Below are 15,975 nucleotides of genomic sequence, written 5' to 3' on the forward strand. Positions count from 1 at the left end.
TCATTCTCCCGCCACGGCAGGAGCGATCGGGACGTCCGCATCGCGCGGGGCCGCCAACGGCGCAGACCGAACCGTCATCCAGATGTTGATGCAGCCGACTACTGCACCAATCAAGAAAAGCAGCCCTCCAAAGGCGCGCGCGATGTAATACGGGTACATCGCCACAAGTGAATCGACGAACGAATAGGCAAGGGCGCCTTCTTCCGTATAGGTCCGCCACATCAGTCCCTGGATGATGCCCGAATTCCACATCGCGAAGACGTAGATCAGCGTCCCGGCAATCGCGAGCCAGAAATGCACTTCCACGAGGGCTGCCGAGTACATTCGCTCGCGTTTCCAGAGGCTTGGCACCAGAGTGTAGAGCGATCCGAACGTGATCAGCGCCACCCAGCCCAGCGCCCCGGCGTGGACATGCCCGACGGTCCAATCTGTATAGTGGGACAGCGAATTCACAGGCCGGATAGCAAGGAACGAGCCTTCGAAGGTCGATATGCCGTAGAACACTGCGGCAGCCATCATGAACCGCAACGTCGCATCGTCCCGCACACGGTGCCACGCGCCGTTCAGGGTAAGCAACGCATTTCCTGCGGAGGCCCAGGACGGAACCAGCAACATCACCGAGAAAGTCATGCCCAGCGTCTGAACCCAATGCGGGAGCGCGGTATAATGGAGGTGGTGCGAACCCGCCCACATGTAAAAGAAGGTGATGCCCCAAAAACTCAGGATCGAAAGGCGGTAGGAGAAGATCGGCCGTTGAGCCCGTACGGGGAGATAGTAATACAGCATTCCAAGGAAGCCGGCCGTAAGGAAGAAGGCGACCGCGTTGTGCCCGTACCACCACTGCACCATGGCATCCTGTACGCCAGGCCAAACCGTGTAGCTCTTGGCGTGCCCCCACGAAATAGGGAGTGCCAGGTTGTTGACGATGTGGAGCATCGCGACGACGAGTATGAACGCCATGAAGTACCAGTTGGCCACGTAGATGTGCGGCTCCTTCCGTCGGGCTATCGTCCTCAGATAGAGGATGAAGTAGGTCACCCAGACAACGACCAGCCAGATATCGGCGTACCACTCAGCCTCGGCATATTCCTTGGATTGCGTCACCCCAATCAGATAACCCGAGACCGCAAGCACGCAGAATAGGTTGTAGCCGAGGAGCACAAACCAGGGGCTGAGTTGGCCTGCGAGGCGCGCGCGCGAAGTCCGCTGCACCACATGAAACGAAGTCGCGATCAAGGCATTGCCGCCAAAACCAAAGATCACTCCTGTGGTGTGGGTCGGACGAAGGCGGCCGAAACTCGACCAGCCAGCGTCGAAGGCAAGGTCGGGCCATGCCAGTTGGGCAGCCACCCAGACGCCCATGAACATCCCGAACACTGCCCAAGCCATCGATAGGACAATGCCGACCTTGATTGGGTCGTCGTAATAGGATGTTTCTCGGTCTTCCGTCGGTTCGGGCTGGTAGAGGCCAGACAGCACATAAAACAGGACGGCGCCTGCGAACAGCATGACCATGACGCCGTGGACGCCAAGTACATCCGTGCGCCCCCCGGCAGCCATCGCCAATCCAACGATCGCCACCGCAATCGCTATCACGGCGGCGTTCTGACGTTCCGAAGACGTAAGTTGCCGGATCATCGTCTTTCCTCCTCCGCGGATTCGCCGTGACCCAGTTTCAGGTATTTCTGTCAGATATCAAGCAGTTCCGCCAACGACCGATGTTTGTTCCGATGGAGCGCACTGGCCGACGGTTCAGGATGACCTCCGAAGTTGGGTCCCCCGGACAGTGCTCAAAAGAACTCGAAGGAGTTGCGGACGAGGCTGCTGAATCGTGGCAACCGCTCAGCTGCTGCGCCGAAGTCCCCAATCATTGGGGATTTGCACGGAGCCATCACGCGAAGATTGCGAGCACGCATGAGGGATTTGTTCCAGATCAAGGTAATTCTGGGTCGCCGCGATAGAGATGGATCAGTCGTGGCACTGCCGCGTGATGTCTCAAGGAGGCGCACAATGAATATCCGGATATTTCTGCCGCTGACGATCTACCCAGTCGCATGCGCTGATGTCTTCGCTGTGAAGGCCGTGGGCAAAGTAGCGATTGGTCTTTGATAGCGCCGTCAAAAACGCGCCATCAAAGACAGTCCCGTGCCTAGGTCACACGCCAGAAAACAATGTGAACGTTCGGAGTACTGCAGTGACTGCGGAGATCAGCCAGTTCGAGGACATTGCGACGGGCCTCCTGAGTGCCGCTGAGGCTTGTGCGATAGTAGAAAGGTGCGCTCCCAATTGGTCCGAGGCGGATTGTGGTAACGTCGTTGATGTGTTCAGATCTTGGGCTTGGAAAGCCTTGGATGCGAGACGGCGCGATGACGAATTGAAGCAGTGGCACAACCTGCTTCGGCAGCTCATTTCTCATTTCCGTGGGACGGCCACTTCCGAGAAGCTAGGGGTTCTTCGGGACCTTGTTGACGAGTCTATCGCGGTTGCAACGCCATTCCCGGTATCAAACGTGCTGAACAAGAAGCACGTCAAGGAGCTGCTCCAGGTTCTAGGGAGCGTGCACGGTGGACGTTTGGACAGGAAATCTATCGGATCTAGATTGCGACTTGAACAGGCCAACCTTGCCCGCGTTCTAACCTTGGCATTGACGGCCAGACTGGTTGTCCGATCAGCTAGAGGGAAGAGTGCTTGCTTCTCGATTACCGAGTTTGGCATGTCCCAGTTGGGGTCACGCGGCACTTATAGCAGCGCGTGCGACGCCAACATCATTGGTTGTGAAATTCATACTATCCCGTAAAGCCGTCGCGCTTCGGCTAGAAAAGCAGTGATCGTTGATAGGTTGAGAATTCGGCGACTAATAGTCCAGGTTGTAGAGTTCCCCACTTCGCTCAGTGGACCGCACATGTTGATTCGGTCGGGTAGGTCGGGGTGCGTAGTGTTCTGACCCGCGCGACGCGCGACGATCGTGCGCCGTGGCGATCCGGCATCTTACAGCGCTTTCGCGCACGACTCAGCCTGACGCGGAGTCATCTAGGCAATCTCTAGCCGTCATGCCTGCCGGCTCACCGAATACCAGCGGGTCAGGTGTCTCAGAAGGGTCGAAGAACTCGGTAACATCTTCTTGTTGAATTCCTCCCTGGCGCGCTTTAGCTAGCTTTCTAGATCAACTTCCCAGGCAACATGGCACGTTACAGACGTTGGAAAGACGTGGCTTCCGAAGCCAACCCCACAGAGCAATGGGAGACGGTGTATTGCTGCAGTTGGATGACCCGCTCAATTTGGCGTGCCGGGCCAAGGAGCTTTGGTCGAGCACAGGATTCGTACCGCGGAGGCCTACGAGATATTCAATGTTCATCGAGGTTGTTTAGTCGCGTAGGCGAGCAGCGCTGCGGTTAGCCCCGTCGATTGATTCATTACGCCCGAGGAACATGGGTCCGGCGGCAGGCGGCTGAGTCTGCTTCCAGGCGAGGTGCTATGCTCATTGCTCGAGCTATGCGGAATTCCGCATTGTCGAGTGACTCTGCTCACACGAACATCATGATCACCATGTAGCCTACGGTCACAAGCACTAAGCCACCGACTAGCATCGGCACAAGGGTACTTCCCGAGTGATTATCGTTCATGGTGCTATTCCCTGTTGGCGGGGGTTCTTCGTGAACTGACTTTGATCTGGCACTGCCAACTGCGCACTGCCGCAATTTCCGAGTCTGGCTAGCCTGCCGGATTGAAGAATGCCTGAGGTCGAGGGACTCTTCGCTGACAAGGCAGTTGTCTGCGTCGACAATGCCGCACCAAACCGAGTCGCACTGCGCACAGTCAGGCGAATGCGACCTTCGTCGCCGTCGACGCCGCGCTCGACTATGCCGTTCACGAGGGCGAGGCGCATGCGGCGGCGCAGTTCGTTCGCTTCCACCGAAAGCCTCTGGGGTTCCAAGACGTAGGATCCGGTCTGGTTAAGCTCGAGCCTCATGTGGTCTTCCTCATCGCCGCACCGCCAGTGTCTAGCATAAAGATATATTGCCGATATATGTTTTATTTCGCATGTTGAAGCATGTTCGCATCACATCAAATTCGGACGACAAGGGCAGATTCAGCCGGGCCGGGGTGACACATGGATATGAGTGCAGGCACAAAGGAAAAGCCGACCATCGTCATCGACGGCCGAGTGCTGCCCGGGCAATTGGACGAGCAGATGATCCACGCCGTGGTTCATGGGTTCTACGACGAGATCCGCAAGGATGCCCTACTCGGACCAGTGTTCAACGGCGCCATTGCTCCGCATGACTGGCCACGGCATCTTGCGAAAATGTGCGACTTCTGGTCGTCGCTCATGCTGCGAACCGCGAGCTATGAGGGTCGCCCGCTGCCGCCGCATCTGGCGCTTCCGGATCTTGGGCGAGCAGCATTTCCGGCGATGGCTGGGTTTGTTTCGCTCCATCGTCGACAAGCTGTGCCCGCCGGAGATTGCGGCGCTATTCATGGATCGGGCATTGCGTATCGCGCATTCCTTTCGGCTTGCGCTCGCCTACAACCGCGGTGAAAACACGTTGACGGTGGAACCGATCACACCCGACAGCCTGTGACGTGCCGAGGCGGTCGGCAGGGCGGGCATGTGGCAAAGGTTGGAGCGAAATGTGGCTGACAAATTTTTCCGACTATACGCTGCGCATGCTGATGTTCGCGGCGTCCGCCGGGGATCGGTTGTTCACGATCGAAGAGACGGCGCGCGCCTTCGGTGTGTCGAAGACGCTCCTCAACAAGGTGGCTAATACGCTCACCCGGGCCGGGTATCTTGTTGCGGTCCGCGGCAGGTCGGGGGGGCTGACACTCGGTCGCCGACCAGAAGAAATCCGCATCGGTGACGTGATCCGGTTGACCGAGCCGGACTTTGCACTAGTCGAGTGCTTTGCTACGGGCAACCAATGCACGATCACAGGGTGCTGCAAGCTTTCCGGCATGCTGCGTGACGCACTCTCATCGTTCCAGTGCACGCTGGATCGCTACACGCTGGCCGACATCGCCCTGGCGCGTCAGGATTTCTTCGTTGGCGCTTCCGGCGCCTAGAGAGCACATGGGGAAGCCGTTGATTTTCAGCTATGACGACAACGTATCGGTGCCGCTCATTTAGGTCAGTGAAGTGCGTGTCGCCCCCTCTGGTGCCCAGCGCATGCTGGCTCTGGGCCACTGGACGGGCCTCGCTCAGCCGGCGAAAGCCTCCGGTGGAAGCGGAGCGGCAACCAGCCGCCGAAAAATAGGTCCTGCGAGGCAATTGACCTCGATAGCTACCGAAACAACACAAAAATATTTGTGCGTGAATGTCCCTTTAAAAACAACACCGTAGCATTTTTGACGGCCCACAGGTCGGCTTTCGACGCTGCGGACAAGAAAAAAACCAGCTAGATCAATGGCCTAACTGGGTTTGAAGCAATCGAGTGGGTTTTGTCACGCGCGACGACGGTGCCAGCGGCCGGTCAGCATGTGGATTGCCTCACGAACCGCGCGGGAGGCTGCCACGCCGGCGCATGCCGAGCAGGCCTATGACGGTATGACGATCGAAATGCCTTATCCGTCAGCGGGATAAGCAAACTGCTTGACGCGTCTGAATGGACATAGCAGGCGGCCACTGACGCGCGTCAATTGACGGCGGATGCGGACACGCCGATCTGGCAGCCAACTTGCCGAGACGACTAGGAACAACAGAAACGCTGCTAATCAGCGCTTCTGAAAGGCATGCTTGTTCCATAATTCCTGTTACGCGGCAAATTGGTGTAGCCGGGTGGGTTCTACCTTGAAGTGCGACTTTGCAGCGATACCAATGGGTTATCGCACGCAAGGAACCGCAGATGAAACGCACCTACTCGCAGATTGATCTCGATGAGCGGCGCAAGATCGCCCGCTGGCGTCAAGCCGGGGTCAGTGTCGATGTGATCGCCGAGAAACTCGGCCGACATCGTTCGACGATTTTCCGTGAGCTGCGCAGGAATGTCTTCGAGGACGCGGAGATGCCGGATCTGACCGGCTACTTCTGTGTCGCTGCCGACAGCAAGGCCAAGGAGCGCCGTAGCCGATATCGCAAGCTGGTGCGTTTCCCGCGCCTGCGATCGGCGATCATCGAGCGGATCAAGCATGGCTGGTCGCCAGAGCAGATCGCCGGCCGGCTGCACCTCGAGAGAAGCCCGACGCGGGTCTGCCACGAGACGATCTACCGCTTTGCCTATTCGAGCGACGGCCAGGAGATGAAGCTTTGGCATTATCTGCCCGAGCGTCGGGCGCGGCGCCGGCCACGCCATGTGCGGCGACGTCACGGCCGAAGATTCAGCCCAGAACTCAGCATTCTGCACCGCCCGGACATCGTCCGGGAGCGCAAGCAGCTTGGCCACTGGGAGTGCGACCTGCTGCAGTTCCGCAAGAAGTTCGGCAAGGCCAACATCACATCATTGGTTGAACGGGTCAGCCGATTTACGGTGTTCCTGCGCAACAACGACCGGCAGTCGAAGCCAATCATGGACGGGCTGATCGATACGTTGAGCGCCCTTCCCCATGGCGCGCGGCGTTCGATCACCTTTGATCGCGGCACCGAATTCACCGACTGGCCGTATCTCCAGGCCGGGCTCGGCGTGCAAACCTGGTTCTGCGACCCACAGTCACCGTGGCAGAAAGGGTCGGTCGAAAACACCAATCGCAGGGCCCGAAAATGGCTGCCGCGAGATCTCGATCCACTGTCGGTCAACGACAGCGACCTGAAGGGCATCTGCCACCAACTCAACACGACGCCGCGCAAATGCCTCGGCTTCAAGACGCCCGCTGAAGTGTTCCGGCAAAAGATGATGACGGCGCCGAGAACGTCAGGCTAACCTGAGCCGCTGCGAAGTCGCGCTTCGACGAGAACTCACACCGCAAAGTTAGAATGTCCTGTTTCCGCAAAGTTGGAATGTCACACTCCTTGCGTCTGACTGACGCCAAGGAGATTGCGGATGGGATTGATTGCGATGAGCGAACGCGATCTGCAGCGGATCGAGGTTTTGTCGAAGGTGGTCGACGGCCGCATGACGATGGTTTCGGCTTCGCATGTCCTGGGCTTGAGCACGCGTCAGGTTCGCCGGCTGTTGGAGCGGATCCGGACGGATGGTGCGGCATCGATCCGGCACAAGGCGATCGGCCGGCCCTCGAACAACCGGATTTGTGACGGCGTGCGCGACTATGCCGTGGCGATCGTGCGCGAGCGCTATGTCGATTTCGGTCCGACGCTGGCCGCCGAGAAGCTGGCCGAGCGCGACGGGCTGACGGTGTCACGCGAGACCTTGCGCCAATGGATGTCGGAGGCCGGTCTGTGGCTGTCGCGCAAGCAGCGCCGGACGTTTCATCAGCCGCGGTTGCGGCGCGAGGCCTACGGTGAACTGGTGCAAATCGATGGATCCGAGCATCGTTGGTTCGAGGATCGCGGTGCCCCATGTTCATTGCTGGTGTTCATCGATGATGCGACCGGCAAGCTGATGCAGTTGCGCTTTGTACGCTCGGAAAGTGCGTTCAGCTATTTCGAGGCGCTCGCGGTCTATCTGAAGGCGCATGGTGCTCCGGTCGCCTTCTATTCCGACAAGCATTCGGTGTTCCGGGTGGCGAAGAAGGATGCCAAGGGCGGCCAGGGCATGACCCAGTTCGGGCGGGCACTTTGCGAGCTAAACATCGAGAATCTTTGCGCAAATTCCAGTCAGGCCAAGGGACGGGTCGAACGGATGAACCGGACGCTACAGGACCGTTTGATTAAGGATCTGCGCCTGGAGGGCATCTGCGGGATGGACGACGGCAACGCTTTCCTGCCTCGGTTCATGGAGGGCTATAACCGGCAGTTTGCCATTACTCCTGCCCGACCTGATGATCTGCATCGGTCGCTGAGCCTCGCGCCGGATCGGCTGCGCGACGTCCTGTGCAAACGTGAGCAGCGCTATGTCGGCACGCAACTGACCTTCTCCTACGAGCGCCAGCGGATCATGCTGGACGAGAACGAGGTGACGCGCGGACTGGTCGGGCGCTATGTCGAGACCTACGCCTATGCCGACGGCCAGCTGGATGTGCGCTGGAAGGGGCATTCCCTGCCCTACCGGGTGTTCGACAAGGATCAGCGGGTGACGCATGCGGCGATCACCGAGAACAAGCGGCTTTCCGATGTGCTGGCCTACATCAAGGAGCGCCAGGACGAGCGGCCGGCGCCGAAGGTGAAGACCAACAGCGAGAAGAATGGCTACAAACCGCGGGGTCGCAAGCCGGGCAAGCGGAGGGATTTCATGAAAGATCCAGTGGTGATCGCGCGACGCGAGAAGGCTCTTTCCCGACTTGATGCTGCGGAATGATCCGTCATCGCAAAGTCTCAAAGCTAAAGCCGAAGAGGTAGCCCTCACGCGCCCCGCTCTGCCCTTGCAACCCGGACCAGCCGGTCAGAGCGGGGCTGATTGTCGTGCCGTGTGGCAGCCTGAAGTGACATTTCTACTTTGCGCCAATGCGGACATTTCAACCTGGCCGCCACAATTGGTGTAGCGCCATTTTAGAGATGCGACACATGAGCCGGTTAGAGATGCGACAGTCGGCATGACGGCCGGACAGGCATACACAATAGCGCTTGAGGCCGTTCGGGCATCCGGTCTTCCCACCTACAGGCGACATCATTGCGGTCATGGCATTGGCCTTGAACCCCATGAGTTTCCTACCCTTAGCCCCGAAAGCACCACGCGTCTGGAGAGCGGAATGGTGCTTTGCGTGGAGACCCCGTTCTACCAGTTGAACGGACAGGGCATGATGGTGGAAGACACGGTTGTCCTCGGCGACAATGGCACCAGGCTTTTGACGTCGCTCGACCGGCAATTGTGCATGCTCGATATTTGATCTTTTCGGCCAACGCATCGCTGCGACGCAAAACCAATGCCAGTCGATAGGACGTAGACAGGTGGTCGAGGGGAAAGCAGCCCTAACGGAGCATGCCGTCAATGACTTAGCGCCCAGGCGATGACGCTCCTAGCCCAACCGACGACACCCGCTGTAGCCTGCGTATTCCTCACCTCGTCACTTTCCAAGGACATAACCAGCGTGCGTGGTGCCGATGAGTACTTACCAAGCTGTCCGCTGGCTCTAGCCCCACGCCAGTTCACGAAGCCCTGATGCGATCCCGGCCGAATGGATCACCAAGCACCGATTCAGTATGCAATGCGGCAAGCCACGAACCATCATCACGGATCCAGGTGGTAGCATCGGCTGCCTTCAAGGTCAGAGCTTTACCCTCAACCTCCATCTCTTCAGTCACCGTGTAAGCAATGACGGCAACGTCCTTGGAAGGAAACATGACCTTCACATCGTCGAACTGGAAGGACTTCAGCTGCCAGAGGCTTTCGCCCTGCCTAGCCATGCCACGATAGTCGTCATGCCTGAGCAATGCAGTCCCTTGAGCGCCGGCGACAATAGATTCCTCAGCGAGCATAGCCACGGAGCCCTCGACATCCTTGTCCACTATCGTGCGCCAGAATTTCTGCTCCAGATCAATGATCTCTTGTTTTTCGGAATGGGTCATCATTCATCTCCTGCGATGGATGCAGGAACTACGCAAAGAGGAGGAGAAAGTTCCAGCCCCCCGAGACGCGACCAACGGGCTCGAGGTCCGCCGCATACTGGCGGGTAAACGCCGTCGGAGAAACGGGGACAACTTCATGTGGTCATACGAAGCCGCGGATGAGGCGGACCACCTGCTCCTGGAGCGTCAAGCTACATTTGATCCGACGAAAGCTTGCATCGAGGCCGTTCCGGCTTGCAGCGTCGCCCCCGACCGCGCTCATCTGTGGAACCGTCGGATTGTAGGTCGGGTGGCAAGCTATTGGCAGTTCCGACTACGCCTTTGCGCCTAGCTCCCTGGAACTTCCTGGCAGTTGGCGAGACAAATGCCAGGTTGAAAACCCGGAACTTTACGTCAGGACGCAGAGGCGAGTTTCCCTTTTGGTCGCTTCGGCGCGCCGGAGGACATCACACGGGTCATCTGGCTCCTCGCCTCGCCACTCAGCAGCTGGATCACCGGCCAGACGCTGCTCGCCGACGGCGGCCAGACATTGCAGTGAATGGTGCGGCATGCATACGAAGACGGACCGCAGCGCGTGACTGGTCGCGGTGAAGATGCAGTTGTGATAATCAGCGTCGAAGAATTTGGAGCCGGCGCTCCGGAGAAGCGTCGGGCACCTTTCGTCTCGGAGCGCTTAATCTGACACGAAAGGCCGATCATGGCCCCGGTGTAGAGCTTTGAAGGGTTGGCTGCTTGACACCAATGTCATAGCCGCCCCGATCAATCCGCCGTGCATCGCGGCCCTATATCTGCCGTTAGTAGCAATGATCTTACTATTGTATTTCGACCAATGTACTTTCAGTGAAATGTCACCGGAAGATCAAGAGGGTTGCTGCAGCGATCAAAGATTAAAGGCGGTGATAAGGGGAACGTCGAATAGCCGGGCCCATGAAGCGGCGCTGGCCCTCTGAATGGCGACGATTGACGTGCCACCCGTCCACCAGCCATTGCCGGTGGCGACGACAATCTCGGGCGCATAAATCATGGACTGTAGGACGGGCCAGAGGATGAGCTGCTCGTAGCAGATAAGCGACGCAATCCGATAACCGCCCAGCTCGACCGCAGGATTGGCGAAGAAGTTCCCCCGCGCTCCGCCGCCTTGGTCGGTCCATGCAAGCCAGGGCTGCCACATGGAGACCGGAAGCGGCATGCGCTGGCGATAGAGGACGCGCGCCCCGTCGGCCGAAATCGCAACCATGACATTGTCGTATGCTTGCGCATCGACAATTGTCGCTCCGGCGATGACAGAGACTTCGCTTCCTTCCAGCCCCGCGCGCCAAAGCTTCTCCAAGGTAGGGGTCCAGAAGCCGAGCGCGCTTTCGGGAAGAACAACGACGCGCCCTTCCTCACCCGCTTCCCGCCGAACCATATTGATCAGGTCACGGTGACGTTCGAGCGAGCCGTCTCGCCCCAAGCTTTGTCCCAGTTCGAGATCGACGCCCTTCCACCCATTCGGTGGGGCGGGAGGCGTCCATGTTGCGGCGGACGATAACCAGAAAGCCCCCAGGACGATGGCCGCAGCTGGCCAGAATCGCGATGTCATCATCGCCAAGCTGGCGGCGGCCCCGGTGAGGCCCCACCATCCCCACCCCGGAAACAGAACGCCCGCCGCGGTCAACGGATGTGCCCAGCCAATGATACCGAAGGGCGGCAGCCCCAAAAGCACCGCCGCCGCCAGATAGCGCAGCGACCTCGCATTCCCCCGCTGCCCAGTCCACATCGCCGTATGCACGCCGACGAAAGAGAGCGATGCGACGATCCAAAGCAACAGACCAGGCCAAAGATCGGATGCGTAATAGGTGGCAACGCCCTGCGGCAAGCCACGGGAGGCTGCGAGGAAATATCCTAGCGATACCAGAGCCGCGATCAGGCGGGATGGCGACCAGGTCCATAGAGCTGGAAAGGCGAAAGCAAGTGGCAAGCTCAACGGATCGCCGCTCCAGGCAACGCAGCCGACTAAAGCGGCAGTCGCTGTCAGCGTGATGCCGCGGACATAATCAGGGACGAAAGGTGAAGACCGGGCGAGCCCGACCGAGAAGGCCGGTGGCGGGGATCGGCCCGAAATATCGGGAGTCATATGAGCTCTCTGAGGATGAGTGCAGGAACAGGTAGCCAGGCGGCACGGTGCCTCCGGAAAAGGGGGCAAGCGCCCTGCCCTGACCGTCCCTGTGACGGATGCGCGAGGCAGCAAGCGGCCTGCCATCGATGATGACATCGTCGCCGATCCAGACGCGCTGGCCGGCAACGGCCACGATGGTCTTGAGTAGCGGGGCCAGCCCACCCGGACAAAGTCCGCCACGGAGATAGCCCCGACCGAACGCCTGCATGAACATGGAGGTCGTAGGAGGGCAAATGAAGACCGTATCGCCAACGGCCACGGAGCGTTCCGTCGCCTCGATGCGCCAAAGGCCGATTGCCGCGCTTGATGTCAGGTTGAGCCTGTAGCCGCCGACCCAGCCGATCATGGCAAGGATTGTGGCGCTGACGGCAGCCATGCCGAGAACGTTTGCGATGCGCCTGCGTTTCATAGCTTCCACGCCAATCCCTGGCGCTGCGCCATTCTTAACTGCGCGACCTGCGTCAATGCCTGCGTTGTCCGCTCATGAGCAGCGATCTGCTGGGCGACACGCATCAAAGGCCATGCGTCACGTAGCTTCTCTCGCTCGCCAGCTCGAAGGCCCTCCGCGGCCTTGTCAAAGTGAGCACCCGATGCCACACGCGCGGCGTTACCGAGCAACGTCCGCTCGCCGAGTCGTTCAGCAATGGCACGGTTGAAGCCATCGATCTCCAGCCTCACCTCGCGATTGTCGCGGATATGGGCGAGAGCAGCTGGCAGATCGTTGCGGTCGATCGCCTCGCGGATCGTTTCCAGCACTGACCTGGCGGCCGGCGACAGCGCCGGGATTTCGATCGACAGTCGGTGACGATGTGCCTGCTCCTCCTTTTCGATCCTTTCGGCAGCAACCGTGCGCATCTGCAGATAGCGCTCGATGTCGCGCTTCAGTGCCGGCACATTGACCTCGGCAACACGGCGCGCCTCCTTGTCAGCTTTTGACGCGAGAAGGCCCGTTCGCCCTTTGAATGCTCCGAGCGATGCCGGCTCGCTGACGAGCTGAGCAAGTGTGCGTTGCGCAGCCTTGTGGTTCGTCAGAAGCGCATTGAAGTCCATCGCCCGGAAAGCGGCCTCCGGATCGGCAAAGACATAGCGGAAGCGTGTGGACATCTCCTCCCACTGCTTGGCAAGGGCCGGATCGGCGAGAAGCCTTTCCTCGACGACATCAGCCAGCGACCTGGCAAACACCGTGACACCGGCGACCATCGGTTCGGCCCTGTTGCGGATTTGCGTTGTCGGGCTTTGCAACAGGCCAAGTCGCTCGCCGTGGACACGGAACCGTTGCACCAGGTCGGTAAGCCGCTCCTTCTGGCGCAGCATCCAGTCGAGCCGGTCGCGAACGAGCGTGCGCGCAACACGCGATATGTGCAGCCCACGGTTCTCGGCAAAGCGCAGGGCCTGCCGGTAGAGGGTGCCACGCTCGTAATCGAGCGTGGTTTCCTTGGCGTTCGTTCGAGATAGGATTGTCTCAAGCCCGCCCACTTTGGCGAAGGAACGACGCCCGTAATAGAGTGCCATGTCCTCCCGGTGGCGGGTCATTGCGACATAGGTCAGATGCCGATCCAGCGAGAGCGAAGCCAGCACCTTGACCCGGTCGACGGTCGCGCCCTGGGACTTGTGGATCGTGGTCGCATAGCCATGATCGATGTTGGGATAGAAGCGCTGCTCGACTGTGACCAGCCGGCGATGCTCACCCTCGCCGATGGCCGCAACGATCCGGTTTGGTGCCGCCTCGACGACACGCCCGATCATGCCGTTCTTCACCCCGAGCGACGTCTCGTTCTTGAGGAAGACGATCTGGTCACCAGCGTCGAACTGACGAAGACCGTCATCAGTGCGGAAGTCATGTCCCACGCCGACGATCCCCCGCTCGACGAGCCTTGCGCGCGCCAGGCTGTTGAGTGCGCGCACGTCACGCCGAAGATGGGCCAGGATGAGTGTAGTCTTGGTCGGATCGTAGTCACTGTTCCAGTCGCCGATCAGACTGTCGATCGCCTGCGCCTTGAGCTCTGACCCACGCACTCTGCCGTGCTCGCCATAAGCATGGATCGCCTGTGCGACGTGGCCACGCGCCAGATCAAGAGAAGCGGCCCGCATCCATTCTTCGCGCTGGCGGTAGATGGTCTCGAGTTCGGCGTAACCGATGCGGTCGACGATGGCCCGAAACGCAGCTCCTGCTTCAATCGGCTGGAGTTGCTCGGGATCACCGACCAGCGCCAGCTTTGCACCGGCCAAGGTTGCTGCTTCGACGACAAGTGCCATCTGCTTCGAGGCAACCATGCCCGCCTCGTCGACAACAAACACCGTGCTTTTGTCGAGCAGGTCCCTGCCCTGCTTCCAGCGCAGCTCCCAGGATGCCAGCGTGCGGCTGACAATGCCTGCTTCCTTCTCGAGACCCTCCGCTGCCTTGCCGGCAAGGGCAGCACCGACAACACGATAACCCGCCAGTTCCCAGACCTCGCGTGCTGCCTTCATCATCGTGGTCTTGCCCGCGCCTGCACGACCGACGACAGCAGCGATGCGTGCCTCGTCCACCACATGTTCGATGGCGACACGCTGCTCCTGCGACAGCTGCGCATGACGCGCCAGCACACTGTCCAGCACCTTCTGCCGGACGCCATGTGATGTGCGTTGTGACAGCCACAGCGATTGCTTCGCCATCTTCGCTTCGATGCGGATCAGTTCACGCGTCGTGTAGCGGGAACGGATCTTCGCTCCCGTCGCAAGGTCGATGCCGTCGCGCTCGATGCGCAACGCCTCCGGGCTCTGCAGAATGCGCACCATCAACTGCTGGAACGTGACGGCATCGTCGACATAGCGATGCAGGATCTTTGCGATGTCGCGTTCATCGAAGACGCTTTTCTCCGAAGAGACGATATCGAGCACAATCTCGGGTCGCTTCAGGATCCGGCTCGCATTCTCCTTGCGCCTCGCCTCGAGCAGTTCGATCCGCTCGAGCGACATCTCATGGCCTTCCCGCGCTGACTTGCGCTGGATCGCCTTGGCGCCAACACCGATATGGGTGGTTGGCACGAGGTCGATGCCACGCTCGGCATAAGAGCGACCATCGACACGGAGATCGATCCCGCCAAGTGCCAGATGCTGGTTCTGGATCTCGAACCAGGCATCGCGCAGGGCCGTGAAGTCGTCGATCCCGCCGGCCCAAAGCTCATAGACGATCTTGCCGGTCTTGGTGCGCAGCACCTCGCCATTCTCACCCATGACAGCAACCTTCTTGGACCCAAACCCGTCCTCGGTCAGTGGTCGCAGGGTCATCATCAGATGGACATGCGGATTGCCAGGCGCATCATGATAGACCCAGTCCGCAACCATGCCCCTGGCGAGAATGCGTCGTTCGACGAAATCCCGCACCAGCGCGATGTTCTGCTCGGCAGAAAGCTCCAGCGGCAAGGCAATGGTGATGTCCTTGGCAAGCTGGGCATCCGAGCGTTTCTCGAAGGCCTCGACCTTGTTCCAGAAGGCTTCCGAAGCCCCTGCCACCGAACAGTCGGCAATCAGGCTGCGCAGCCATTGCGGCGCATCGGGTGGCACGGAAAACGCCTCATGGAGCAGCCCCTGCTTGCGTGTGTAGTCAACCGAGCGCGCTTCGCGTTCGTACTCCATCTTGGCGCAATGGCGATAGGCGGCCGACAGCACCACGCTGCGGCCGTCACCGCGGCTGACAATGCTGACGGAGAAATGCGGGACAGCCACGGCAGAGATTGCTCCTGGACAGCGAACGGACACTCATGCGTTCGTCAGGAGCGGCTGCTGGGCAGGCCGTTGAGCAAGGCGTCGCGTCAGCGACGTATAATTGCGCCCTTGGACCGCTCCTTCGGAACGGCGGGATCATCATCCAATGTGTCGGCATCGCCGACTGCGCAATAAACGGGGATGTGCTTCGCATCCTCCCCGTTGATCCTGACCTGGCGTTTCGCTCAATCCAGACAAGGGAAGAGGCTACCGGAATGAAAAGGCCATCATCGAAGATCAGGGACGAGATCGCCCGCCTGCAGGAGCAACTACGGCAAGCTGAAACGCGCGAGGCTGAGCGCATCGGGAGGATAGCACTTAAGGCCGGGCTCGGTGAGATCGACATCGAAGATGGCGAGTTGCTTGCGAGGTTCGAGGAATTGGCCGGCCGGTTTCGCCACGGCAACGAAAAGCCGTCCAAGAAACCGGAAGATGGAGCTGGCAGGTCAGATCGCCCATCAGCCGCCAAGGTCACGGCTGTCCCGGCTGCGGGCGGCGGCGGCGAGGCTTGAAC

Annotated in this window: 13 protein-coding genes and 1 pseudogene; 8 read left to right on the top strand and 6 right to left on the bottom strand. The window is 59.8% G+C overall.

Annotation, left to right across the window (positions count from 1 at the left end):
• Together ccoN and IG197_RS37030 are read right to left on the bottom strand one after the other, a co-directional pair.
• Entirely contained in the window at nucleotides 1-1,635 is a 1,635-nt protein-coding gene (ccoN, locus tag IG197_RS33735; protein WP_192321861.1) for a cytochrome-c oxidase, cbb3-type subunit I, read from the bottom strand.
• Between the two features lie 1,984 nt (nucleotides 1,636-3,619).
• Entirely contained in the window at nucleotides 3,620-3,970 is a 351-nt protein-coding gene (locus IG197_RS37030) for a DUF6522 family protein (protein ID WP_371746626.1), read from the bottom strand.
• A 141-nt stretch (nucleotides 3,971-4,111) separates the two neighbouring features.
• On the opposite strand from IG197_RS37030, the gene IG197_RS33740 reads away from it, so the two are divergent.
• From IG197_RS33740 to IG197_RS33760, 5 genes and pseudogenes are all read left to right on the top strand, one after another.
• On the top strand, nucleotides 4,112-4,540 hold the full coding sequence (locus IG197_RS33740) for a group III truncated hemoglobin (protein WP_371746627.1): 429 nt from the start codon (nucleotides 4,112-4,114) through the stop codon (nucleotides 4,538-4,540).
• 92 nt (nucleotides 4,541-4,632) lie between these two features.
• Nucleotides 4,633-5,064, top strand: a complete 432-nt coding sequence (locus IG197_RS33745) for an Rrf2 family transcriptional regulator (protein WP_192321724.1) — start codon at nucleotides 4,633-4,635, stop codon at nucleotides 5,062-5,064.
• 779 nt (nucleotides 5,065-5,843) lie between these two features.
• A complete protein-coding gene (locus tag IG197_RS33750) occupies nucleotides 5,844-6,854 on the top strand; it encodes an IS30 family transposase (RefSeq protein WP_192320093.1) in 1,011 nt (336 codons plus the stop codon).
• Nucleotides 6,855-6,974: 120 nt separating this feature from the next.
• Nucleotides 6,975-8,348, top strand: coding sequence for an ISNCY family transposase (locus IG197_RS33755; RefSeq protein WP_192321726.1), 1,374 nt, complete (start codon nucleotides 6,975-6,977; stop codon nucleotides 8,346-8,348).
• Nucleotides 8,349-8,559: 211 nt separating this feature from the next.
• Nucleotides 8,560-8,877: pseudogene (locus IG197_RS33760) on the top strand (M24 family metallopeptidase); the annotation flags it as partial.
• Between the two features lie 259 nt (nucleotides 8,878-9,136).
• Here IG197_RS33760 and IG197_RS33765 read toward each other — a convergent pair.
• On the bottom strand, nucleotides 9,137-9,556 hold the full coding sequence (locus IG197_RS33765; RefSeq protein WP_210346939.1) for a nuclear transport factor 2 family protein: 420 nt from the start codon (nucleotides 9,554-9,556) through the stop codon (nucleotides 9,137-9,139).
• Between the two features lie 445 nt (nucleotides 9,557-10,001).
• Here IG197_RS33765 and IG197_RS33770 point away from each other — a divergent pair, with 445 nt between their 5' ends.
• Together IG197_RS33770 and IG197_RS33775 are read left to right on the top strand one after the other, a co-directional pair.
• Nucleotides 10,002-10,094 carry a hypothetical protein gene (locus IG197_RS33770; protein ID WP_246765551.1) on the top strand — a complete coding sequence of 31 codons (93 nt, stop codon included), beginning with the start codon at nucleotides 10,002-10,004 and terminating at the stop codon, nucleotides 10,092-10,094.
• Nucleotides 10,095-10,238 carry a type II toxin-antitoxin system prevent-host-death family antitoxin gene (locus IG197_RS33775; RefSeq protein WP_246765543.1) on the top strand — a complete coding sequence of 48 codons (144 nt, stop codon included), beginning with the start codon at nucleotides 10,095-10,097 and terminating at the stop codon, nucleotides 10,236-10,238.
• A gap of 198 nt (nucleotides 10,239-10,436) precedes the next feature.
• Here the strand turns inward: IG197_RS33775 and IG197_RS33780 are convergent, their stop codons facing one another.
• Genes IG197_RS33780 through traA form a run of 3 tightly spaced genes read right to left on the bottom strand, consistent with a single transcriptional unit; the run spans nucleotide 10,437 to nucleotide 15,422 of the window.
• Complete coding sequence (locus tag IG197_RS33780; RefSeq protein WP_192321732.1) at nucleotides 10,437-11,672, bottom strand: conjugal transfer protein TraB; 1,236 nt, start codon at nucleotides 11,670-11,672, stop codon at nucleotides 10,437-10,439.
• Complete coding sequence (traF, locus tag IG197_RS33785) at nucleotides 11,593-12,123, bottom strand: conjugative transfer signal peptidase TraF (RefSeq protein ID WP_192321734.1); 531 nt, start codon at nucleotides 12,121-12,123, stop codon at nucleotides 11,593-11,595. The genes IG197_RS33780 and traF overlap by 80 nt, the downstream gene beginning before the upstream one ends.
• On the bottom strand, nucleotides 12,120-15,422 hold the full coding sequence (traA, locus tag IG197_RS33790) for a Ti-type conjugative transfer relaxase TraA (protein WP_192321735.1): 3,303 nt from the start codon (nucleotides 15,420-15,422) through the stop codon (nucleotides 12,120-12,122). The genes traF and traA overlap by 4 nt, the downstream gene beginning before the upstream one ends.
• A 254-nt stretch (nucleotides 15,423-15,676) precedes the next feature.
• Here traA and traC point away from each other — a divergent pair, with 254 nt between their 5' ends.
• A complete protein-coding gene (gene traC, locus IG197_RS33795; RefSeq protein WP_067968883.1) occupies nucleotides 15,677-15,973 on the top strand; it encodes a conjugal transfer protein TraC in 297 nt (98 codons plus the stop codon).
• The last annotated feature ends 2 nt before the right edge of the window (nucleotides 15,974-15,975 follow it).

Origin of the sequence: Aminobacter sp. SR38, assembly GCF_014843375.1 — a bacterium.
GTDB lineage: Bacteria > Pseudomonadota > Alphaproteobacteria > Rhizobiales > Rhizobiaceae > Aminobacter > Aminobacter ciceronei.